This window comes from Aggregicoccus sp. 17bor-14 (assembly GCF_009659535.1).
GTDB lineage: Bacteria > Myxococcota > Myxococcia > Myxococcales > Myxococcaceae > Aggregicoccus.
Genome location: NZ_VJZZ01000010.1, coordinates 248,679 through 271,698 on the forward strand (window position 1 = coordinate 248,679; position 23,020 = coordinate 271,698).

Annotated in this window: 15 protein-coding genes; 7 read left to right on the forward strand and 8 right to left on the reverse strand. The window is 74.3% G+C overall.

Features of this window, described 5'->3' with window-relative positions; translation table 11 throughout:
• The first annotated feature begins 85 nt into the window (after nucleotides 1–85).
• Entirely contained in the window at nucleotides 86–802 is a 717-nt protein-coding gene (locus FGE12_RS20110; protein ID WP_153868139.1) for a glycerophosphodiester phosphodiesterase family protein, read from the forward strand.
• Here FGE12_RS20110 and FGE12_RS20115 read toward each other — a convergent pair.
• The 3 genes from FGE12_RS20115 to FGE12_RS20125 form a co-directional block, all read right to left on the reverse strand.
• Nucleotides 799–1,683 carry a hypothetical protein gene (locus FGE12_RS20115; RefSeq protein ID WP_194798094.1) on the reverse strand — a complete coding sequence of 295 codons (885 nt, stop codon included), beginning with the start codon at nucleotides 1,681–1,683 and terminating at the stop codon, nucleotides 799–801. The genes FGE12_RS20110 and FGE12_RS20115 overlap by 4 nt on opposite strands.
• 177 nt (nucleotides 1,684–1,860) lie before the next feature.
• Complete coding sequence (locus FGE12_RS20120; protein WP_153868140.1) at nucleotides 1,861–5,097, reverse strand: MXAN_5808 family serine peptidase; 3,237 nt, start codon at nucleotides 5,095–5,097, stop codon at nucleotides 1,861–1,863.
• 302 nt (nucleotides 5,098–5,399) lie between these two features.
• Nucleotides 5,400–6,218 (reverse strand): EI24 domain-containing protein, encoded by an 819-nt coding sequence (locus FGE12_RS20125; protein ID WP_153868141.1) that lies wholly within the window; start codon nucleotides 6,216–6,218, stop codon nucleotides 5,400–5,402.
• Nucleotides 6,219–6,282: 64 nt separating this feature from the next.
• On the opposite strand from FGE12_RS20125, the gene FGE12_RS20130 reads away from it, so the two are divergent.
• The gene (locus FGE12_RS20130) at nucleotides 6,283–7,638 is read left to right on the forward strand and encodes a glutamate--cysteine ligase (RefSeq protein ID WP_153868142.1); all 1,356 of its coding nucleotides are present in this window, start codon (nucleotides 6,283–6,285) and stop codon (nucleotides 7,636–7,638) included.
• Here the strand turns inward: FGE12_RS20130 and FGE12_RS20135 are convergent, their stop codons facing one another.
• Together FGE12_RS20135 and alaS are read right to left on the reverse strand one after the other, a co-directional pair.
• Nucleotides 7,639–10,284, reverse strand: coding sequence for an Hsp70 family protein (locus tag FGE12_RS20135; RefSeq protein WP_153868143.1), 2,646 nt, complete (start codon nucleotides 10,282–10,284; stop codon nucleotides 7,639–7,641). It lies immediately after the preceding gene.
• A gap of 177 nt (nucleotides 10,285–10,461) precedes the next feature.
• Nucleotides 10,462–13,164, reverse strand: a complete 2,703-nt coding sequence (gene alaS, locus FGE12_RS20140) for an alanine--tRNA ligase (RefSeq protein WP_153868144.1) — start codon at nucleotides 13,162–13,164, stop codon at nucleotides 10,462–10,464.
• A 318-nt stretch (nucleotides 13,165–13,482) separates the two neighbouring features.
• On the opposite strand from alaS, the gene FGE12_RS20145 reads away from it, so the two are divergent.
• The 5 genes from FGE12_RS20145 (at nucleotide 13,483) to FGE12_RS20165 (ending at nucleotide 18,256) form a co-directional block, all read left to right on the forward strand.
• Complete coding sequence (locus FGE12_RS20145; protein ID WP_153868145.1) at nucleotides 13,483–14,913, forward strand: PEGA domain-containing protein; 1,431 nt, start codon at nucleotides 13,483–13,485, stop codon at nucleotides 14,911–14,913.
• Nucleotides 14,900–15,124, forward strand: coding sequence for a hypothetical protein (locus FGE12_RS20150; RefSeq protein ID WP_153868146.1), 225 nt, complete (start codon nucleotides 14,900–14,902; stop codon nucleotides 15,122–15,124). The genes FGE12_RS20145 and FGE12_RS20150 overlap by 14 nt, the downstream gene beginning before the upstream one ends.
• 28 nt (nucleotides 15,125–15,152) lie before the next feature.
• The gene (locus FGE12_RS20155) at nucleotides 15,153–16,592 is read left to right on the forward strand and encodes a hypothetical protein (RefSeq protein WP_153868147.1); all 1,440 of its coding nucleotides are present in this window, start codon (nucleotides 15,153–15,155) and stop codon (nucleotides 16,590–16,592) included.
• 96 nt (nucleotides 16,593–16,688) lie between these two features.
• Entirely contained in the window at nucleotides 16,689–17,429 is a 741-nt protein-coding gene (locus FGE12_RS20160) for a HEAT repeat domain-containing protein (RefSeq protein ID WP_153868148.1), read from the forward strand.
• A 2-nt stretch (nucleotides 17,430–17,431) separates the two neighbouring features.
• Entirely contained in the window at nucleotides 17,432–18,256 is an 825-nt protein-coding gene (locus FGE12_RS20165) for a HAMP domain-containing protein (RefSeq protein WP_153868149.1), read from the forward strand.
• Here the strand turns inward: FGE12_RS20165 and FGE12_RS20170 are convergent.
• From FGE12_RS20170 to FGE12_RS30400, 3 genes are all read right to left on the reverse strand, one after another.
• A complete protein-coding gene (locus tag FGE12_RS20170; RefSeq protein WP_153868181.1) occupies nucleotides 18,237–21,230 on the reverse strand; it encodes a helicase C-terminal domain-containing protein in 2,994 nt (997 codons plus the stop codon). The two genes, FGE12_RS20165 and FGE12_RS20170, sit on opposite strands and share 20 nt — an antisense overlap.
• A gap of 82 nt (nucleotides 21,231–21,312) precedes the next feature.
• Complete coding sequence (locus FGE12_RS20175; RefSeq protein WP_153868150.1) at nucleotides 21,313–21,759, reverse strand: cupredoxin domain-containing protein; 447 nt, start codon at nucleotides 21,757–21,759, stop codon at nucleotides 21,313–21,315.
• Between the two features lie 45 nt (nucleotides 21,760–21,804).
• Complete coding sequence (locus tag FGE12_RS30400; RefSeq protein ID WP_304503092.1) at nucleotides 21,805–22,764, reverse strand: hypothetical protein; 960 nt, start codon at nucleotides 22,762–22,764, stop codon at nucleotides 21,805–21,807.
• Between the last annotated feature and the right edge of the window lie 256 nt (nucleotides 22,765–23,020).

The following is a 23,020-nucleotide window of genomic DNA, read 5'->3' on the forward strand; positions in this document are numbered from 1 at the left end:
GGCAAGCCGCCGCAGGTCCTCCTCTGGACGCCCCGCGCCGCTCCGCCTTGGCCCCGCCCGGCGTCCCTGGGGTAAGGGAGGCCCCATGCTCCTGCTCGCTCACCGCGGTGCCAGCGCCGACGCCCCCGAGAACACCCTGGAAGCCTTCGCGGAGGCCGTGCGCCAGGGCGCAGACGGCGTGGAGCTGGACGCGATGGTGTGCGGCTCGGGCGAGGTGGTGGTGTGCCACGACGAGCGCCTCGAGCGGCTCGCGGGGCTGCCCTGGGAGGTGCGCCGCACGCCGTACTGGAAGCTGCGGGGCGCGGACGTGGGCAGCCGCCTGGGCTTCGCGCCCGCGCGCATCCCGCTGCTCACCGAGGTGCTCGAGCTGCTGCCCGCGCGGATGCTCGTGAACATCGAGCTCAAGTGCGAGCGGGTGGAGGACGACGGCCTGAGCGTGAAGGTGGCCGAGCTGGTGCGCTCGCGCGGGCTCGCCGAGCGCGTGGTGGTCTCCAGCTTCAACGCCCTGTGCCTCGTGCGCCTCGCGCAGGCCGCGCCGGAGCTGCGCCGCGGCTACCTCATCGATCCGGACAAGCGCTGGTGGCCCCAGGCCTGGGGGCTCGCGCCGCTGGTCTCGAGCCACTCGGTGCACCCCTTCGCGAGCGCGTGCACGCCCGCGCGCATGCGCGTGTGGCGCGAGGCCGGGCTGGAGGTGGCCGCGTGGACGGTGGACGACCCGGCGGAAGGCGAGCGGCTGCGCACGCTGGGCGTGCGCTACCTCATCACCAACCGCCCCGGCGCGATGCGGGCAAGCCTCGGTTAGAAGTCCAGCCCCAGCGTGGTGTTGAAGGTGAGTACCCCGGGCACCGAGCGGCTCTCGGTGCCCACGCCGGTGGCCACGCTGCCCACCTGCGTGAAGGAGACCTCCGCGCCCAGCTGCAGCACGCCGCCGATGAAGCGCGCGCCGCCGTAGATGCGCGGCATGAGGTGGTCCGTGAGCCCGATGGGCGCGTAGCTCGCGCGGTCCGCGAGCGCCGCGTCCGGGCCCAGCGTGTCACCGCCGGGCCGATCCGGGCGGAAGTTCACGTTGTTCGCGCTGGCGGCGACGCCCATCAGATCCAACCCGCCGTAGGGCGTGAGGGTGACCATGCCCCCGATGGGGAACTGCTTGCCCACGCCCACGTCCAGGCCGCCCGTGGTGAGGCTGAAGTCGCGGTTGCCCAGCAGGCGGGTCGCGTGCAGGCGCGCGCCCACGTCCGGCAGGTAGGTGAAGCCCTCGGTGATCGCCACCTTCACCTCGCCGGTGAAGGCCGCCATGCCGCTCTTCTCCACCCAGGTGCTGCGCGCGCCCAGCTCCACCGAGAAGGGCAGGCCCTTGCGCACGTGGAGGCTGGGCATGAGCACGGTGGTGGGCGAGCGGCCCTCGGTGGGCAGCGGCGTGGACGAGGAGATGCGCGCCACGGTGAGCTCGCCGTTCACGCTGAAGCCCGCGTGCCCGAGCGTCTCGGGGGGCATCAGGTTCACCGAGCTAAGGGCCGCGCCGAAGGTGCGCGCGAAGGCCTGGAAGTCGCCGTTGGCGCTCGGCTCGGTGGCCGGGTTGCCCAGCTTGTAGATGCGCAGGTCGTTGGGGTCCGCGTGCGCGCTGGCGGCGCCCCCCAGCAGGGCGGCGAGCGCCACCGCGCGGCTCAACCTGGCAACTCTCACGTGGGGCCTCCCTGCGCTCTCGCGCGCCCGCGCGACTGCGCGCGAAGAGGGGCGGCAGACGCGCGGGCACGCTAGCGTGCGCCGGAAAAGGGTGTCAACGAAACGGGCGGCCCGCCCGCGGGAAGCCTTCCCCGCGCACGGACCGCCCGGTCTTCGGATGCGCGCTGGGGCGCGCGGCTACTGGCGCGGCGCCGGCGCCTTGGCACCCGGCGCGGCGAGCTTCTCGGCCACGGCGGGGGCCCGGCGGCGGATGACGAGCGTCTTGCGGCTGGCGAACTCCGGATCCTCGCGGGCGACCACGAGCACGCTGTTGTTGCCCTCCTTCAGCGGGAACTCGGTGCTGAACTTCAGCTGGTGCGGGTCCGCCTTCGGATCCACGCCCTTGAAGAACACCTTCTGGTCGTTCACCAGCACGTACATGTCGAGCAGGCCCGTGGGGTCGCTCACCGTGCCGGTGAGGGTGAAGCGCTCACCCTCGGCCACCACGCCGCCGTTGGCCGGGTTCACGTTGAGCTGGATCTCGGGGGGCGCGCGGAAGGTGTTCCAGGCGAGCTCCTTCGGGGCCACGGGGCGGGCGCCGCGCACGTCGCGCGCGTCCTGGGGGCGCACGAAGGCGGTGCGGTCCTTGTCCAGCTGCACCTTGTAGAAGCCGCCGGCCTGGGCCTCGAGCGCGAGCGTGCCGCCGCGCGGGAGGCGGGCCACCGCGGGGCTGCCGGCCACCGGGGCGCCGAACAGCTCCGCCTTGTCGTTGATGCGAACGGCGCCCTTCTTGGGCTCCACCTGGGCCACGGCCGCGTCCTTCACCGGCAGCTGCAGCTTCTCGGTGACGAACTCCTCGAGCGGCTCGTCGATGATGGCGAGCTTGAGCACCGCCTCCTGGGCGCTGAACCCCTTCTTCACGTCGAAGGTGAAGCGGGCGCTCTTGGTCTGGCCGGGGGCGAGCTCGCCGAGCTTGAAGCGGCCCTTCTCGATGAAGAGGTTCGTGTCCCCGCCGTTCTTGATCTGGGCGAAGGAGTCCAGCGCGGGCCCCGTGCCGGTGTTGGTCACGTCCAGCACCAGGGTCGCGTCCTCCCCGCGCTGCAGCACGCCGTCGCCGTTGCAGGCCTGGCAGTCATCGAGCACCTGCCAGTTGAAGGCGAAGGTGGGCCGGGGGAGCTCCGCGAAGTTCATCTCGGTGGCCACGCGCTCGGGCAGCGGGCCCGAGTCGTCGGTGAGGGTGAGCTTCACCTCGTCGCGGCGGCTGGTGAGATCCTTGGGCAGGCGCACCTGCACGTCCCACGTCTTCTTCTCGCCCGGGCCGATGGCGCCGAACACGAACTCGCGCCCGTTGAGGAAGGCGTTCTCGCTGTCCGTCCAGCCACGCACCCGCTTGAGGGGCTCGCTGCCGCGGTTCTCCACCGTGACCTTCATGTCCAGCAGGTCCCCGGCGGTGACGCGGGTGTCCGGGCCGGGGCTGAGGGTGGCCACCAGCTGCGGGTTCTTCGGGGTGGGACCGGCGCTCCAGTCCACGCCGAGCGCCGCGATGGCGGTGTTGATGCGGCCCTCCTCCTCCTGGCGCTTCTGCTCCACGAAGGTCTTGCCCTTCTCGAGCATCTTCTGGCGGTTGCCGCTGCCGGGCGTGTGCAGGACGAAGTCGCGCGCGAAGAGCACGTCGAAGTCCTCCTTGATCGCGTCCTGGCTCTCGGCGTCCAGCTGGTCGTCGAGGTCCTCGCTCTGGCCGGCCACGTCCACGTCCAGCAGCGGATCCTTGCTGCCGCCGCGCGCGGCGCTCGCCTTGTCGTCCTTCTCGAGCTTCGCCGCCTTGGCGGGCTTGCCCTCCTCGGTGTGCTGGGCCTTGGCGCTCGCGTCCTTCCCGGCCTCGTCCACCTTGAGGTACTTGAGCGAGAAGAGGCTCTTCTCGCGGCCGATCACGTCCTCGCGCTTCTTGGCGACCGGGCCGTTGGCGCTGTTGCCGAAGTGCTGGTCGAGGTCCGCCTCGCCCATGCTCTTGCGCGGAGCGAACACGTTCACCCGCTCCGCCGTCACGCGCGTGGGGACGAGCGCGATGTCCGGCACGATCCCCACCTCCTGGATGGAGATGTCACCGGGGGTGAGGTACTTGGCGATGGTGAGCTTGAGCGCGCTGTCGTCCGGGAAGTCGTAGAGGACCTGCACGCTGCCCTTGCCGAAGCTCTGCCGGCCGATGATGACCGCGCGGTTGAGGTTCTTGAGCGCGCCGGCCACGATCTCGGAGGCCGAAGCGCTGCCCTCGTTGATCAGCACCGCGATGGGGTAGCTCTCCTCGCCCTCGGTGGCGCGCGCGCGCTTCTCCTCGCGCAGCTTGTCCGAGAGGCCCACGGTGGAGACGATCACGCCGCTGGACACGAAGGTGTCCGAGACCTGGATGGCCTGCTCGAGCAGGCCGCCGGGGTTGCCGCGCAGGTCCAGCACCAGGCCCTTCATGCCGCCCTTGGGGGCCGCCTGCCGGCGCATCTCGCCGAGCGCCGCCTCGAGGTCGCGCGTGGTGTTGCCCTGGAAGTTCTTGAGCCGCACGTAGCCCACGTTCTCGGCGAGCAGCTTCGACTGCACGCTCTCGATGGAGATCATCGCGCGCGCGAGGCTCATCGCCTTGGGCTTCTCCCAGCCCTTGCGGTCCACGCTGATGCTCACCTTGCTGTCCACGGGGCCGCGCAGCTTGGAGACCGCCTCGTTGAGGTCCATGTTCACCGTGGACTCGTCACCGATGGTCTTGATCTGGTCGTCCTTCTGGATGCCCGCGCGCGCCGCCGGCGTCTTGGGCAGCACCTTGACCACGGTGAGGTTGCCCTCGCGCATCTGGATGACGAAGCCCAGGCCGCCGAACTCGCCCTTGGTGGACATCTTCATCTCCCGGTACAGCTCCGGGCGCAGCAGCACCGAGTGCGGGTCCAGCGTGCTGAGCATGCCGTTCACCGCCGCGTACTCGATGTCGCGCGTGTCCTCGGTGGGGCGGATGTTCTTGCTGATGAAGTCGAAGACGTCCTTGAGCTGGAAGGACATCTTCCAGAGCGAGTCCACGTGGCTGATGTCGAACTCGCGCGTCTTGCCGTTCACGTTGAGCTTGAGCTTGCCGGTCTCGGCGCTGCCCTCGACGAGCACCTCGGGCACGCTCTTCTCCACGTACTCGAGCGAGGCGATCATCATCTCCTTGGGCTTCACCCGCTTCGGATCGACGTAGTTGTCCTTCACGTAGAGGATGACCTTCGTGAAGATCCGCAGGCTGGAGAGGTCGTGCGGGGGCTTCTCGCCCTTGGAGTTGAGCGAGCCGTCCCAGCCGCTCTGGCGGGCCTCCGCCACCCCGAGGGTCAAGGGCAGCGGGGCACGGTCACTTCCGACGAGGGCCCAGGCACCCAACAGCACGGCGATGGCGGCAATCCGGCGAAGCATTCGCGGCATGGTCTATCCGAGGTGGGACACCGGCGGGTGCCCCGGGGTGATGCGGGAAAAGGCCTGCGAAACCAGGCTGTTGGGAGAGAGTGAAGGGGCCGGGCGCAGCCGCGCAAGCGTAATCACGGGCGTCAGGTGCTTCAAGGCATTGCCGTCAGGGAACACGCACAACCCCCGCACAACCGTTCGGCATCCGGAACCGTTCCCCACCCTCTGCGCGCGGCCCTGGCGCAGCGGGCGGGCCCTGCCGGCGCCCGTGAACTCCAGAGAGGGGGACACCTGGCGCGCGCGTTTATTTCAACGCGCTCCGGTCAGCGCGCTCCGGGGCCGGGCGGCGGGGGCAGGGCGCCCGCCGCGCGCAGGCCGCGAAAGAGCAGGGTGCCCCCCACGATGGCGAGCGGCAGGAAGAGGGTGTTGAGCACCGGTACCCACAGGATCACGTACACCGCCGCACCGAAGCCCAGGCCCAGCAGGCGGCGGCGGCGCAGCACCGCGCGCACCTCGCGGAAGGGGTACAGGTGGCGCGCCATGGGCCCTCCGAGGTACTCGGCCGCCATCCAGTACATGCTCCAGAGGCTGGCGAGCGCGGTGAACGCCACGCTGCCCGCGCCGGGCACCAGGTTGAGCGGGAGCAGCAGCGCGAGCCCGGCGAGCAGCAGCGCCACCCGGGCGAGCGTGTAGCCGAGCCCCACCCCGATGCCCCGCAGGACCGCGCCCGGCCGGAAGGGGGGCGCCTCGAAGTCGCCGCACAGCTGCTCGGTCGCCTCGGAGAGCGGGTCCTCGAGCGGGACGAGCAGGAGCACCGGCACGGTGTTCGCCCCCACCACCAGGAGCAGCAGGAACAGCAGCAGCCGCAGCAGCTCCCAGAGCGTGGCGCCCAGCCAGGCGTCGGGCCGCCCCCAGGCCCAGCCCAGGAGCCCCGCCGAGGCCCCCCACAGCCCCAGCGCGAGCAGCACCAGGCTCACCAGGGTCACCAGGGCACACACCGCCGCGAGCCGGCGCAGGCGGGGCGAGCCCAGGATCAGCCCCAGCGCCTGGAAGGGCAGGGCGAGCCCCTGGAAGAAGTCCGCGACCGAGGCGCGGGGGCGGAAGGTGGGGACGATGGAGGGTCGGGGAAGGGGGCTGGGCATTGCTTTGGACAGGGCCGGCGCAAATGACAGCGGGGCGCAGGGGCCCCGTTATATAGCGCGCCCCATGTCCCTGGACCTGCAGCGCGCCGAGGCCGCGCCCATCACCTCCATCGAGCCGCTCGTCGAGGGCCTGCGCTCGGCCGAGAAGCCCCGCGCCCAGCACCGGCTGGGGCTCGAGCACGAGAAGTTCGTCTACCCGCTGCCGGGCAACGCCCTGCTGCCGCCGACGGCGGTGCCCTACGAGGGGCCCAGCGGCATCGGCGCCCTGCTCGAGCGGATGGCGGCTTCCGGGGGCTACACCCCCTTCCGCGAGACCCCCACCTCGCCCACCATCGCGCTGCAGCGCGGGATGCTCACCGTGTCGCTCGAGCCGGGCGGCCAGCTGGAGCTGTCGGGCAGCCCCTGGGCCACCGCGCGCGAGGCGCACGCGGAGAACCTGGTGCACCTGGCCGAGGCGCGCGCCGCCGCAGCCCCCCTGGGCCTGGGGCTCGTGGCGCTGGGCTACCGCCCGGTGGACCGCGTCCCGCAGATGCCGTGGATGCCCAAGAGCCGCTACCAGGTGATGCGCCGCACGCTGGGCGCGCGCGGGGCGCTCGCGCTCAACATGATGCTGATGACCTCCACGGGTCAGGTCTCGCTGGACTGGGAGAGCGAGGAGGACTGCGTGCGCAAGACCGTCACCACCGCGCGGCTCACCCCGCTGCTGGTGGCGCTCTACGCGAACAGCCCCATCGTGGAGGGCCAGGACACGGGGCTCGCCTCCTTCCGCAGCAAGGTGTGGACGCAGGTGGACGACGCGCGCTGCGGCTACCTGCGCAGCTGGTTCGACGGCTCCTTCTCCTACCGCGCGTACGTGGAGTGGGCGCTGGATGCGCCCCTGCTCTTCCTGCGCCGGCGCGGCGAGTACCTCTACCCCAAGCTCACCTTCCGCCAGCTGCTGAAGGAGGGCTACGAGGGGGCCCCCGCGGACCTCGCGGACTGGACGGACCACCTGTCCACGCTGTTCCCCGAGGTGCGGCTGAAGAAGGTGATGGAGGTGCGCGGCGCGGACTGCGTCAGCGCGGAGCTCACCGGCGCGCTGCCCGCGCTCTGGCGCGGCCTGCTCTACGAGCCCACGGCGCTCGCCGAGGCCGAGGCCCTGCTGCCCGCGCTCAGCTTCGAGGAGCACCTGGAGTTCCACGCCACCGCGCGCACCCAGGGCCTGCGCGGCCTCCTGCGTGGCCAGCCGCTGTTCCGGCTCGCCGGCGAGATGGTGGGCATCGCGCAGCGCGGCCTGGAGCGCCTGGATCCGCAGGACGCGCCCTTGCTCGCGCCGCTCGCGGAGGTGGCCCGCAGCGGGCGCTCTCCCGCGGACGCGGTGCGCGAGGCGTGGGCGCAGGACCCGCGCCCCGAGACGCTCTACGCGCGCTTCGCGCTCTAGCTAGCGGCCGAACAGCTTCTTGATGCCGGTGAGCAGGCCCTGGGGGCGCTGCGGCTCCTCGGCGAGCGGTGCGCCCAGCGGCGAGCGCGCGATGAGCTCGGCGCGCGCCACGTCTCCCGGGTCGCGCGCGTCCAGCGTGACCGGCTGGCGCCGCCCGCCGGGCAGGGTGGCCGAGAGCGCGAGCGAGCCGTCCGGCCCGAGCGAGAAGTGCAGCTCCAGCTCGCCGCCGCGCTCGAGGATGAGGAACACGGTGCCCAGGAACTCGTTGTCCTGGGCGACGATGGAGGGGCCCTGGAAGAGGGCGAGCGCCACCGGGCCCGGCTGCACCTGCACCACCAGGCTCTTCTCGGCGGGCAGGCGCGTGTTGCGCGCGAGCACCGTCTGCAGCGCGCCGCTGCGCTCCGCCACCCCGATGGGCACCGAGAGCACCTCGGAGACGCGCGCCACCGGCTTGCCGCTCGCCTCCGCCTGCGCGAGCGAGTGGCCGAGCAGCGCGGCGCCGAGTGCCGGCGCGCCGAGCGGATCCACGTCCGTCTGCACCGCCACGCCGAGCATCTCCTGCACGCGCCGGCGCACCTGGGGCGACTGGCTCAGGCCGCCCACCAGCAGCACCGAGTCCAGGCCCTGCGGACCCAGCGCGCCGCCCTCGAGCACCGCGCGCGCGGTGAGCGCCACGCGGTCCGCGAGGTCCGCCGTCACCACCTGCAGCCGCTCGCGCGAGAGCGGGGGCAGGGGCTCGGTGGGGGCGCCCGCGCCCAGCTGCACCTCGGGCATCAGCGCCTCCTCCTCGTGGCTCAGCACCACCTTCATCTGCTCGGCCGCGCGCCGCAGCTGCTGCAGCGTGAGCACGTCCCCCGAGGGGCTGCCGCCGTAGGCGCGCAGGAGCGCCGCGAGCATGTCCGAGACGCGCGCGTCGAAGTCCAGGCCGCCCAGCGAGGAGTCGCCACCCGTCGTGATCACCTCGAGGTCGTCGCCGGTGATCTGCACCACGGCCGCGTCCACCGCGCTCGCGCCCAGGTCCATCACCAGCACGCGCTTGCGGGCGAGCCCCCGGCCCGCGCCGTACGCGAGCGCGGCCGCCGCCGGCGCATTCACCAGGCGCAGGACCTGGAGCCCCGCGCCCTGCGCCGCCTCGCGCAGCGCCGCGCGCTGGCGATCGCCGAAGTAGGCCGGCGCGCAGATGACCGCGCGGGTGACGGGGCGGCCGAGGAAGGCCTCCGCGCGCGCGCGCAGCTGGCCGAGCAGCCGCGAGGTGAGCTCGAGCACCGGCACGTCGCGCGCGCCCAGGTCCACGGCCACCTCGCCGCGGGCATCCGGCGACACGGTGAGCGGCATGCGCTCCACCAGCGCCTGCAGCGCCGCGGACGGGGCGCGCAGGCCCAGCAGGCGCGGCAGGGCCACGCCCGCGCCGTACAGCTCGTTCGTCAGCGCGCTCGCGCCCACGCGGAACTCGCGGCCGCTGGGGTCCAGCGCCACGGCGGCCGGCAGCTGCAGGCCTCCCTCGTCCGTGACGGGGACGAGGCGGGCGCGGCCCTCGTGGAACACGGCCGCGCGCGCCGAGTGCGCGCCCACGTCGATGCCCAGCACGGGCTCGCTGCCGGGAGAGGCGCTCGCTCCGGGGAGCGGCGCGGGCACGGGCTCGGCGACGGCGCGGCGGCGCGGCGCCTCGAGCTCGGGGCCTCGCGCTGCAGGTGCCGGGCGCGACTCGAGCGCGCGGGGGCCACCCGCGGCCGCTGCGGCGGGCGAGGCCGGGCCAGGCGCGGCGGCCGACGGGGCTGCTGCGGACGGAGATGCGGTCGCGGGGGCGCCCGGAGCGGAGGCCGGAGGCGCTGCGGCGGTGCGCGCACCCGGGGCACTCGCGGGCGCAGGCGGCGCGGCTCCGGCAGGGCTCGCAGCGGCGGAGGCGGTCGCGACGGGGGAAGTGCCCGAACCCGGAGCCGCGGGGCTCGCCGCGCCCGGGGGAGCGCCCGCACCGGGAGCCGCCGGGCCCGCGGGGCGTCCCGGAGCGGCAGGTGCGGCGCTGCCTGCGGCGGGGCGAGCCGCCGGGCCGCCGGGGCGCGGGGCACCCGTGGGCGCTGCGGGGCGGGGCGTGGGGCGCTCGGAGGCCGGCGCGCCGGCGGTGCCGGCCTGGATCGCCGCTGCGAGCGGCGCCGGCAGGGAGTCCAGGCGCATCACCGTGGAGACGGAGGGCAGGGTGTCGGTGGCGGCGCGCAGCTCCTCGGGAGAGGGGACCGTGCGCGGGGGCGGCTCCGCCGGGGGCGTGGCGGCCGCGGGCGCCGCGGGCGGTGCAGCGGCCGGCGCGGGGCCGGGCCGGGACGCCGCCGCGCCGCCCTGGGTGCGGCGCGCGAGGATGCGGTCCACGAGCGCCTTGCTCGGGGCATCCAGGCGGGTGAAGCGCACGGTCATGCCGGTGCGGCCGCTCGCCTCGTCGCCCTGCACCTTCACCACCACGCCCTCGCCGCGCAGCATGCGGGCGCCATCGGCGAGGAGGAACTCGAAGGCGAGCGCGGTGCCCTCCGGCTTGGGCGCACGCGTGGCGATGAAGACGCCGCCGCGTGCGACATTGCTCCCGTACCGCTCGAGGAACTCGTCCTCGCTCTGGTAGGGCAGGCGCACGCGCAAAGGGAGCAGCTTGGCGTCACTCATCCGGCGAAGTCCCCCCCGGGACTCGACTGCGACAAACGTGGGGAAAGGCAGCGGGTGGGCGGCTGTGGGGCCGGGGAGGAGTCCTCCTCCCAGCCCCGGAAGCTCCCCCGGTCCGAGCCCGCTGGCAAGTTCCCGCCCCGGCCGGTCTCGGCGGGGGCGGGGTGGAAAGGACCCGGGCTAGGCGCTCGGCTTGGCGCCCTGGACCAGCTCGTACAGCTTGTCGAGCGCGGCCGCGATGCGCGAGGGATCGGCGCCGCCGGCCTGGGCCATGTCCGGCTTGCCGCCGCCCTTGCCGCCCACCTCCTTGGCCATCTCGCGCACCAGGTCTCCGGCCTTGATGCCGCGCGCGACCACGTCCTTCGTCGCGGCCACGAGGATGAGCGCCTTGCCGTCCTTCTCGCCGCCGATGGCCACCACGCCGGACTGCAGCCGGTCGCGCAGCTGGTCGGCGAGGCCGCGGAACACGTCCGCGTCCGCCGGGTCCACGCGGGTGGCGAGCACCTTCATGCCGTTCACGTCGCGCGCCTGGGAGAGCAGGTCCTTGCTGCTCGCGGCCTGCGCCTTGAGCTGCACCTCCTCCACCTTCTTCTCCAGCTCCTTGGTGCGCTTGAGCGTGGCCTCCACGCGCTTGACCAGCTCGCGGGGGGACGCCTTGAGCAGCTCGGCCGCGTGGCGCATCTCGCGCTCGGTCTCGCGCAGGTAGGCGAGCGCGCCCACGCCGGTGACGGCGGTGATGCGGCGCACGCCCGAGGCGATGCCGCTCTCGCTCACGATCTTGAAGAGCCCGATGTCGCCGCTGCGCTTCACGTGCGTGCCGCCGCACAGCTCGGTGGACTCGGGGTGCACGGTGACCACGCGCACCGTCTCGCCGTACTTCTCGCCGAACATCGCCACCGCGCCGGACTTCTTCGCCTCGTCCAGCTTCATCAGCTTCGTCTGGGCCTCGGTGTTCTCGCGCACCCAGTCGTTGACCAGGTCCTCCACCTTCTCCAGCTGCTCGGGGCTGGGAGCGGCGAAGTGCGTGTAGTCGAAGCGCAGGTAGTCCGGAGCGACGACGCTGCCCGCCTGCTTCACGTGCTCGCCCAGCACGATCTTGAGCGCGCGGTGCAGCAGGTGGGTGGCCGAGTGGTTCGCGCGGATGGAGGTGCGGCGCATCGCGTCCACGCCCGCCTGCACCATCTCGTTCACCCGGAAGGCGCCCTCGGTGACCTGCACCTTGTGCACCACGAGCCCGCTCACCGGCTTCTGGGTGTCCTGCACCTGGGCCACGCTCTTGCCGCCGTTGCCCACGATGCGGCCGGTGTCACCCACCTGTCCGCCGGACTCGCCGTAGAAGGGCGTGCGGTCGAGCAGCAGCTCCGCCGTGTCGCCGGCCTTCACCTCGTTGACCTCGACCCCGTCCTTGAGCAGCGCCTTGATGGTGCCCTCGCCCTCGTGGCCCCGGGTCTCGTAGCCGAGGAAGTCGGTGGCCCCGAGCCGCTCGAGCAGCTGCGCGTAGGCGGCGCCCACGGCCTTGTCGCCCGAGCCCGCGAACTCGCCCTGGTCGCGCTGCTTCGCCATGCGGGCCTCGTAGCCCGCCTGGTCGATGTCGAAGCCGCGCTCGCGCGCGATGATCTGCGTGAGATCCCACGGGAAGCCGTGCGTGTCGTGCAGGAAGAAGACGGCCTCGCCGGAGAGCATCTTCTCGCCGCTCTGCTTCAGGCGCGCCGTCTCCTCGTCGATCATGCGCAGGCCGCGGTCCAGCGTGCGCCGGAAGCTCTCCTCCTCGTGGCGGCACACCTCGAGCACGAAGGCGCGGTTCTCCTTGAGCTCGGGGAAGGCCTCGCCCATCACCTCGATGACCCGGTCCACCGTCTTCGGGAAGAAGACCTCGTGGAGGCCGAGCTTCGCGCCGTGGCGCACGGCGCGGCGCATGATGCGGCGCAGGACGTAGCCGCGGCCCTCGTTGGAGGGCTGCACGCCGTCCGAGATGAGGAAGGCGGCCGCGCGGCTGTGGTCCGCGATGACGCGCATGGAGGCGCTGAGCTCCTCCTCGGGGCGGTAGGGGCGGCCCGCGAGCTCCGCCACGCGCGCCAGGATGGCCTGGAACAGGTCCGTGTCGTAGTTGGAGCGCTTGCCCTGGACGACGGACGCCATGCGCTCGAGGCCCGCGCCCGTGTCGATGGAGGGCTTGGGCAAGGGCACCAGCGGCGCGTCCTTCTCCTTGCGCTCGAACTGCATGAACACGAGGTTCCAGATCTCGAGCCAGCGGTCGCAGTCGCACGCCACGCCCTCGCAGGCGCGGCCCGCGGCCTCCTCCGCGCAGGGCACGTCGTTGCCCTGGAAGTAGTGGATCTCCGAGCAGGGACCGCAGGGGCCGGTGTCGCCCATGGCCCAGAAGTTGTCCTTGTAGCCGAGCTTGTAGATGCGCTCGCGGGCCACGCCCGTCTTCGCCCACAGCGCGTAGGCCTCCTCATCCCAGGGCAGGCCCTTCTCGCCGTTGAACACGGTGACGGCGAGCCGGCTCACGTCCAGCCCCAGCGTCTTCGTCACGAACTCCCACGCGTACGCGATGGCGTCCGCCTTGAAGTAGTCGCCGAAGGAGAAGTTGCCGAGCATCTCGAAGAACGTGTGGTGGCGCGCGGTGAAGCCCACATTGTCGAGGTCGTTGTGCTTGCCGCCGGCGCGCACGCACTTCTGGGAGCTGGTGGCGCGGCTGTAGTCGCGCTTCTCGCGGCCGGTGAAGACGTCCTTGAACTGCACCATGCCGGCGTTGGTGAAGAGCAGGGTGGGGTCGTTCTGGGGAACGAGCGGCGACGACGCAATGCGGCGATGGCCGCGCTCCTCGAAGAAGCGCAGGAAGGCCTCGCGGATCTGAGCAGCGGTGAGGACGGAGGGCATGGTGTGGGTATAGCGCAGCAGGCGCGGGGATTCCCCGGGAACCTGCGGGCCGCTCTGCCCCTCGTGCCGCAGGCGGTGCGACAGGGTGCGCAAGGGGGTTTCGTTTTCCAGTGAACTCCGGCTAGAAGGGCTGCCCGGCGCCCGGCCGGAGGGGTCCGGGCCCAGCGGTCCAGGGCTTGCTGTACCCGGCCCCCCATGCGGACGAGGCTCCCGGTGCTCCAGTACAGATGGCCGTGTTTTCGAGCCCTTGCGCTCCTGCTGGGGGCCTGTGCCGGGCTCCTCCCCGGGCTCGCCCATCCCGCGCCGCGGATGCTGGCGGTGTCGCTCGGAGACTGTGCGGACCCGGAGCTGCGCGCGGTGGCGCGCACCCTGGACGAGAAGCTGCGGGGGCGGCTGGGCACGGCCGGCGCGGGGGCGGCGGAGCTCGCGCAGGGCCTGCGCCCCGAGGCCACCCGGACCCCGGACGAGCTGCGCCGGCAGCTCGAGGCGGCCGAGACCCAGTTCTACAACGCGCGCAACGCGGCGGCGGCGCGCCAGCTGACCGAGGCGCTCGCGGACATCGAGCGGCTGGCGCCCGGCGAGGAGCGGCGGGGGCTGGCCATCGAGGCGCGCCTGCTGCAGGCCCAGGTGCTGCGCGCCATGGGCCGCTTCGGCGAGGCGGACGAGTCCTTCCGCCACGTGCTGCGGCTCGCGCCGAACTACCGGCTGGACGTGAACTACTTCGCCCCCAGCACGCGCGCGGCCTTCGAGAAGGTGCGCAAGGGGCTGCAGGCGCTGGCGCCCACGCTGCTGCAGGTGGGCTCCACGCCGGCCGGCGCGGAGGTGTACCTGGACGGGGTGGCCGTGGGGCGCACGCCCTTCAAGGGGAGCTTTCCGCCCGGCCCCTACCAGCTGCAGGTGGTGAAGGGCGCGGGCCGCTCCTTCCCGCGGCCGCTGCAGCTGCCCGAGGGGGGCACCGCGCTCGAGCAGCAGGTGGACCTGGGCTTCGAGGGCTCGGTGCAGGCGGGGCAGCCGCTGTGCCTCCAGGGGCGCGAGGGGACGGCAGACCCGCTGCGCCCAGCGGTGAAGCTCGGGGCGCTCCTGGGGGTGGAGGAGATCGTGGTGCTGCGGCTGCAGCGCCAGCTCGGGGGCCCCGGGTGGGTGACGGCCTCGCTGCTCAACGCCCAGGGCGGCCAGCGCGTGCGCGAGGGCAGCCTCAAGACGGGCGCCGGCGCGGGCGCCGAGGCGGACGCTGCGCTCGCAGACCTCGCGCTCTTCATCGTGACGGGGCAGGGGGCGCCCGGCGTGGTGCAGGGGCCGGCGCAGCTCGTCCAGGCCCCCGCGCCGCCGCCGCCGCCCGCCGCTGCGCCGGCGCTCGCGGCCGCGCAGGCCCGTACGCCCGCGGACCCGGGGCAGGCCGCGAAGCGGCGCCAGGTCCTGCGGGTGGGCAGCTACGTGGCCGGCGGCGCCGCGCTCGCGGCGTTCACCACCGCCGGCGTGCTCTACGAGCGCTCGCAGGCCGAGCGCGAGGTGCTCGCGCTGCGCGCGCCCGACGGCGTGCTGCGCGCGGACGATGTGCCGGGGGCCCAGCTGTACCGCGACCTGCAGAGCCGCGGGCGCACCATCACCGGCCTCGTCGTGGGCGGCGGCGTGGCCGCGCTCGCCGGCGGCGCCCTCTACTTCTTCTCGCGCGAGCCGGAGGGGCACCTCCAGGTGTCCGCGGGGCTCGCGCCCGACGCGATGGGAGTGCAGGTCCATGGCCAGTTCTGAGAACGCCGGGCGGGCGCGCGCCGCGCGCGGCGCCCTCCTGCTGCTCGCGCTCGCGCTGGGCGGCTGCAACCTCGGCGGGGCGGTGACCGCCTGCAGCGAGGACAGCGACTGCCCCGAGAGCAGCCACTGCGACGCCGAGCTCGAGGCGTGCGTGAGCGGCGTAGGCGATGCGGCCGCGCCGGACGCCGGCGCACCGGACGCGGGGCGCTGACGTGAACCGATCCTTCGAGGTGCTCCCGATGCGCCCTCTCCAGACCCTGCTCGCCCTGCTGGCCCTCACCGCCGCCGCGGCTCTCGCCGGCTGCGGCCTGCCCGCCTCCTGCGCGGAGCAGTCCGAGTGTCCCCAGGCCACCGTGTGCGCGCTGGGGCAGTGCCGGCTCGCGTGCCCCTGCGCAGACGGCGAGCAGTGCGTGGACGGCGCCTGCTACGCCGAGCAGTGCGCCGCGGGCGTGGTGTGCGCCGCCGGCACGGTGTGCGTGGGCGAGAGCTGTGGGGACCCGCAGTGCGGTGGCCAGGACTGCGGCGACAAGGTGTGCGACCCGCAGTCGCACGCGTGCGTGGAGTGCCTCGGCGACGCGCAGTGCCCGTGGGCGAGCTTTCACTGCGACGCCGCGGCCGGCGCGTGCGTGTGCCGCGCCACCGAGACGACGGAGGAGAGCTGCGCGGACGGCGCGGACAACGACTGCGACCGCGCGGCGGACTGCGCGGATACCTCCTGCGATGCGCGCGCCTGCGAGGGCGGGGGCACCTGCCGCCAGGGCGCCTGCTGCCACGCGAAGACCACCCGCGAGGAGAACTGCTCGGACGGCGTGGACGACGACTGCGACGGCAAGATCGACTGCGCGGATGACAACTGCATCGACCAGCTCTGCCAGGCCGAAGGCGCGTGCACCCAGGCGTCGCGCTGCCTCGCCAACGGCAGCTGCGCGGTGCCGGTGAACAAGCCGTCCTTCACGCAGTGCCGCCCTGCCGGGAGCGACGCGTGCGACCCGCCCGAGTACTGCACGGGCAACTCGCCCACGTGCCCGCCGGATGCGGTCGCGCTCGCCGGCACCCTGTGCCGGGACCGCCAGCCGGGAGACCTCTGCGACCGGGTGGAGACGTGCGATGGCAAGAGCCGGACCTGTCCCCCGGATGCGCTCGAGCCCTCCGGAACGCTGTGCAGGGCGGCGCAGGGACTGTGCGACCGCGACGACTTCTGCACGGGCCTCAGCCGTACCTGCACGGACCTCCGGAAGCTCCAAGGGGAGCAGTGCCGCCCGGCCAACGGAGAGTGCGATCCCGCGGATGTCTGCGACGGGAGCAGCATCGCCTGCCAGTTCGTCTACACGCAGAACGGGACGCCCTGCGCCTTCGACGACAACCGCTGCACGATGGACATGTGCAACGGGGACGGCGCCTGCACCGCACCGAAACTCTACGATGGCGCCGCCTGCCCCGAAGGCCCTAGCGGGACGGTCTGCTGCGCAGGGCAGAACGCCTGCTTCGACCTGCAGACCGACGACGCCCACTGTGGCACCTGCGATACGCGCTGCTCGGCGTTGCCGGGCAGCAAGACGTGCCAGAGCGGCGACTGCTGCGAGCAGTGCCCGGACGACCCGCCCGACAACCTCTGCTGCGGCAACCGCCAGTGCACCTTCAAGACCATCGGCGGCAACCGCGTCAGCATCTGCCAGTAGGGCGGTGTAAGGGCGGGGGCCTCCGTGTGGGCGCGCAGGCCGGGCGCGCCCCGCTGCGCAGGGAGCGGGCGCCGCGCTACAGTGCGCGCCGCCCGCATGCCGCTGCTCGCGCTCCTCGTCCTCGCCCTCCTGGCACCCACCGCCGCGCTCGCCCAGGGTGACGGCCGCATCGCCTACCTCTCGCGTCAGCTCGAGCGGGCCAAGGATCCGCGCGTGCGCGCGCAGTCCGCGCTCGTGCTCGGCGCCACCGAGGATCCGGAGGCGCTCCAGCCGCTGTGCCGGGCGCTCGCGGACCCGAGCGAGCTGGTGCGCGCGGCCGCCGCGCGCAGCCTCGGCACGCTGGGGGAGCCCGGAGGCCTGGACTGCCTGCACGCGCGCCCCAGCGACCCGGACGCCGAGGCCGAGCGCGCCCGGAAGGAGGCGCTGGGCGCGCTGCAGGCCGCGCGCGACCGCCCGCCGCGCTTCTACCTCGCGTTCGCGGGCGTGGCGGACAAGTCGGGGCAGCTGGACGCGGCGCTCACCCAGCTCGCGGAGGCGCGCCTGCGCCGCAAGCTCGCCTCGCTCGGCGCCCTGCTTGCGCCCGCGGACGAGTCCAAGGCGAACGCGAAGAGCGTGCTCAAGAAGCGCCGCCTCAAGGGCTACCGCCTCAGCGCCGAGGTGCTCCCGGGCCCCGGCGGCGGGCTGAAGCTCGCGCTGCTGTGCATGACCTACCCCGAGCAGTCCCTCCTGGGCCAGGTGGAGGTGAAGGCCTCCGGCGCCAAGCCCGCTGACCTCCTCAAGGCCCTCGCCCCGCGTGCCGTGGACGAGGCCGCCCAGACCTTCGAGTGGAGCCCCTGACCATGCCCCCGACCGCGACCCTCGTGACCCCTCCGCCCGGTGCGGTGAACCGCCGCCTGCGCAACTACCTGCTCGAGCCGCGCTTCCAGCTCAAGTTCACCAGCTACATCGTGCTCTCCTCGCTGGTGCTCTCGGTGCTGCTGGGCGCCTTCCTCGTGCACACCACGCGCGTGCTGATGCAGGAGACCGAGTCCGCCGTCGAGGCGCGCTCGCGCGCGGCGGAGGCGAGCCGCAGCGTGTCCACCGCCACGCTCAACAACGAGCTGCTCGCGCGCATGGACGACCCCGCGTTCGAGGCGCAGCTCAAGGCCAAGTCCCAGGCCATCGACGCGGCGTACGAGGCCGAGCGCTCGGCCATCGTGCAGCAGCGCGCCGAGCTGGTGCACCGCCAGCGCCTCACCTGGGTGGTGCTCGCCGGCTGCCTCCTGGGCTTCATCGTCTTCGTGGCGCTCGCCACCATCGTCGCCACGCACCGCATCGTGGGGCCGCTGATGCGCATCCGCCGCATCGTGCAGGCGGTGGCGGACGGGCAGCTGCAGGGACACCTGCACGCGCTGCGCGAGCGCGACGAGCTGAAGGAGACCTTCGAGTCCGTGAGCCGCATGGTGCAGCGGCTGCGCGAGCGGCAGGAGGAGGACGTGCTCGAGCTCTCGCGCGCGCTCGCGCAGGCGGAGGCGGGCGGGCTCGCCGCAGGCGCCCTCGGCGAGCTGCGCGCGCTCGAGGCCCGCATGCGCCACCGCCTGGACGACGGGGACTCGCGCGCGGCGTTCGCCCCCGCGCCCGGCGCCGCAGCCGCGGGCCGGGGCGTCAGCTCGCGGAGAGGGTGAGCCCCATCTCGGTGAGCTCCTGGTGCACGCGCAGCCGCGCCTGCGCCCAGGGCAGCGCCTCCACGCGGTAGCCGGCGAGCGCGGCGAGCAGCTGCCCCCGGTAGCTCGCGTGGCCGGGGTCCGCGATGATCACCACCCCGCGGTCCGCGTGCGAGCGGATGAGCCGGCCCACCCCCTGGCGCAGCTGCAGCAGCGCGCGCGGCAGCCGGTAGCCCACGAAGCCCCAGTGCGCGTTTCCTCCTCCTCCGGCACTGCGCCCCGCGAGCGCCTCCTCGCGGGCGGTGACGAGCGGGCGGCCCGCGGGCTCGAGCGGCAGCTTGTCGATGAAGACGCAGCCCACGCCGCGCCCGGGGATGTCCACGCCCTGCCAGAAGCTCTTGGTGCCCAGGAGCACCGTGCCCGCGTCGCGCTCCTGGCGCGCCGCGAGCGAGCGGCCGTGGCCGCGCGTCTGGCGCAGCACCTCGATGCCCCGCGGCTCCAGCCGCGACTGCACCTCGCGCGCCACGCGCTCGAGCCGCCGCGTGGAGGCGAAGAGCCCCAGCACCCGGCCGCCCATCACCTGGGCGAGCCCCGCCACGCGCCCCGCCGCCCACTCGACGAACGCGTCCTCGTGCGCGCGCGGCGCGTCCGTCACCAGCACCACCAGCGCCTGGCGCTGCAGGTCGAAGGGGGAGGGGGCGCTGAGCACGCGGGGGGGCACCCGCTCGTTGGGCCCCTGCCTGCGCCCCTCGAGGCCGAGGCGGCGCAGCACGTAGGGCGCCTGGGGCCCGGTGCTCAGTGTGGCGGAGGTGAGCACCAGCGCGCGCTTCTGCGCCGCGAAGTCCTTCGACACGAAGCCCGACACGTCCACCGGCTGCGCGACCACGCTCCAGCCGCGCCGCCGCGGCACCGCGCTCGCCGCGTAGCAGCGCCCGGGCGCGGGCTCGTCCGCCAGCTCCTGCGCGAGCGTGGCGAGCTCCTGCAGCTCGGTGGTGGCTCCGGACAGCTCGCGCTCGAGCGCGGGCTGGCGCACCGCGAGCTCCGGCAGGCACTCCGGCACCCGCAGGGTGAGCAGCTTGTGCAGCACGTCCAGCGCCTCGCGCAGCCCGAGCAGCCCGTCGCGCACCGGCGCCCAGGCGGCGCTCGCGCGCACCGCGTCCGTCACCCGCACCTCGGGCGCGTACGCGGCCTCCTCCACCTCCTCGGCTCCGGCGGCCGCCGCCTCGGCCGCGGCGGCCGGCACGCAGAAGGCCGTCACCGCCTCGCCCAGCCCCTGCACCGAGCGCCCGAGCGAGGCGAGGCTGCCCTCCACCTCGCTCATCACCCCGCGCGCCTGGCCGAGCCGCGAGGAGAAGAGCGCGCGGCGCAGCTCGGCGAAGAGCCCGCGCCGCCCGTCGCGCCCGTGCAGCCGCTCGAAGAGCCGGGCGAAGGCGGGGTCCGAGAGCTCCGAGGAGAGCGCCTGGGTGGCCACGTCCTCCACCTCGTGCGCCTCGTCCAGCACCAGGTGCTCGAGCTTCGGGTAGCGCTGGGGCCACGCGAACGCGAGCGACTGGTTCACCACCAGCACGTCCGCCGCCTTCGCCTGGGCCACGGCCGAGTGGTAGGCGCAGCGGTGGTAGTGCGCGCAGCGCTCGCCCAGCGTGGTGGACGCCTCCGAGCGCAGCTGGGGCAGCAGCGCGTGGGTGACGGGGAAGCGCTCTCGAAACCAGTGCGAGAGCCGGTCCAGGTCTCCGTCCGGGCTGCGGCGCAGGTAGGCGCGCAGGTAGGCGCGCGGGGCGCGCGCGCCGTGGCCCATGCCGGGCTCCACCAGCGTGGCCTCGAGCGCGCGGCGGCGGCACAGGTAGTTGGTCTGGCCCTTGAGCAGCGCGTAGCCGAAGGCGCCGCCGGTGGCGCGGTGCAGGCGCGGCAGATCCTTCTCGATGAGCTGGTCCTGCAGCGTCTTGGTGTGCGGCGCCACCCCCACCTTGCGCCCGTTGCGCGCGGCGAAGAGGGCAGCGGGCGCGAGGTACGCGAGGCTCTTGCCGGTGCCGGTGCCCGCCTCCACCGCGAGCATCCCGCCCTCGGAGAGCGTGCGCGCCACGGCCTGGGCCATGTCCAGCTGCGCGGCGCGCGGGGCGAAGCCGCCCGGCTCGCGCTCGAGCGCGCCGCCGGGGCCGAGCAGCGCCTGCACCTCGGCCTCCGTCACCGGCTCCACCGGGCGCTCGGGCTCTCCGTCCTTGGGCGGCGGCGGGCTCACCTTGCCGTCGCGCCGCAGGCGCTCGGGGCGGCCCGGTGAGAAGCCCGCGGAGGTGAGCGTGAGCGGCACCGGGGTGCGCCGGCACGCCTCCCACAGCCCCGAGAGCAGCTGCAGCAGGGGCTGGGCCTCGGCGCCAGACTCGGAGCCACCGGCCTCGCCCGCCTCGGCCTGGGCGAGCCGCAGCGCGGCGCGCGGGCGCGGGTCCAGCGTGGTGAGCAGGTCCGCCACGTCCTCGGCGCGCCCCTCGCGGATGCAGCCCGCGAGCGCGTGCAGCAGCACGGCGTGGGTGGACTCGCAGTCGCTCATCGCGCGGTGGCGCGTGCGCCCCTCGAGCCCCGCCCAGCGCAGCAGCGCCTCGAGCGAGTGGCTGGGCAGCTCCGGGTGCAGGTAGTGCAGGAGCTCGCAGGAGTCGAGCAGCGGGGCGGAGATGGGCCCTAGCAGGTCCGGGAGGAAGCCCTTCTCGAAGGGGGCGTTGTGCGCGACCACCGTCCAGCCGCGCAGCTGCTCGCGCAGCTGGGGCACGAGCGCGGCGAGCGGCGGCCGGTCCGCGAGCATCGCGTCCTCGATGCCGGTGAGGCGCCGGATGGCGATGGGCAGCGGGCGCGAGGGGCGGAAGAGGTGCGCCACGCGGCCCACCTCGCGGCCCCCCTCCACGAAGAGCGCCCCCAGCTCGATGACCTCGTCCACGCGGGGGTCCAACCCCGTCGTCTCGAGGTCGAGGAACACGTGTCGGGTGAAGAGCTCGGCGGCGCCGCCCATCTCGGCGCGGACGCTAGCCCTCTCGTCCGACATCATCGCGGCCGCTGCATCGGAGACATCGTCGGGTGAGGCGCTCGCCCGCCTACTCCACGAGGAAGATGCCGGAGACCATCTGCCCCATCGCGCAGCCGTACTTCAGCGTGCCGCTCTTCGTCGGGGTGAGGGTGATCTCCACCGCCTTGTTGAGCGGGAGCTCCACGCTGATGTCCGGGTCGCGCATGACCAGGTCCGTGGCGCAGGTCTCGTCCGTGGCGCGGGTGACCACCAGGCGCACCGGCTCGCCGCGCTTGAGCGTGACGGGGCTGGGCTCGAAGCCGTTCTGGGTCACGCGCAGCGCCACGGTGCGCACCTCGCCCGCGGGCGCAGGCTTCTCGCCCGCGGCCTCCCCGGACTTCGAGGCGGCCACGGGCTTCGGCGCGGGCGCAGGCTTGGACGCGGGCGCTGCGGCGCGCGCGCTCGCCGCGTGGAGCATCAGGGCGCTGGCGGTGAGGGCCAGCGCGGTCTTGATCAGGCGGGAGAAGGCGTGCATCGCAGGGGCTCGGTGGGGCGGCGGGGAGGAGCTGGGGGAAGGGGGTCAGGCGCCGGCATCCGGGGCGCCCTCGGGCGGCGCGTCGGGAGAGCCCTCGGACTCCGGGGCGTCGAAGCGGACGATCGCATGGAGCGGGACGAGCAGCTCGTGGCCCTCGTCGCCGACGATGAGGTCGAAGCGGCCCGCGAGGCGCAGCGGCAGGTTCAGCTGGATGCCGTTGCGCAGGGTGAGGCGCAGCGGCTGCCCGAGGTGGGCGAGGAAGGGGCGCGGGTCGGAGTAGGGGCGCTTGTCGGGCTGGCGCGCGACGCCCGCGGGCTTCTGCGAGAGCTTGGGCTCGCGGCTGAAGGTGGGCCCGAGCTGCTCCCAGTCCGCGCGGCGCGCGAGCAGCACCAGCTGCAGCTTCTCCAGCCGGCCGCTGCGCTCGAGGCGCAGGGCGATGGGCTCCACCGCGGTGACGAGGTCCAGCAGCGTGCGCTCGCCGAGCACCAGCGCGAGCTCCGCCTTCTCCTCGAGCCTCGCCTGCATGAAGGCGTCCACCGCCTCGTTGTCCACCGCGCCGCGCGCCTGCTTGATGGCCGCCTTGCGCTGGGTGCGGTCCTTGCGGGCGAGGAACTCCGCCACGCTCATCCCGCTCTGCACCACGCCGAAGCCGTCCGGCAGCGAGAGGCCCGGGTGCTGCGCCATCAGGGTGTACACCTGGTCGAAGCGCTTCGCCTCCTCGGCGTGCAGCTTGCGCCAGATGCGGCACTTCATCTTCCCCTCGAGCTCCCCCTTCGCGATGCGCGCGGGCACCCGCTCGCGCACGGCGAGCGCCTGCACCTGCTCGGCGGTGGGCGGCGGGCGGGGCACGGAGGGGCGCGAGAAGCCACCGGGCCGCGGCGGGCCGCCCGGGCGCATCCCACCGGCGGGGCGCACGCCGCCCGGCGCGCCGCCCGAGGGCCGGGGCGCGGGGGTGAAGGTGCGCGGCGCGACGAGCGGGCGCGGGGCGGGCGCCGGTGAGGGCACGGCCGGCGCCGACTCCGCGGCGCGCGGCGCATCCGCTCCCGCCGCGGGCGGCGGGGAGGCCACCGGGGCGGACGGAGCGGGGGCAGGCGAGGGAGCCGCCGGACGCACGCTGGGCGTGACGGCAGGGCGGGGCACGGGGCGCGGCGCCGGGGCGCCGGGCGGGGTGCCCGCGCCGGCCGGCGAGCTGCCCGGAGGGGCGCCAGCGGGAGCCCCGGGGCGCCGGATGACCTCGACGGCGGGGGGACCTGGGCGTGTC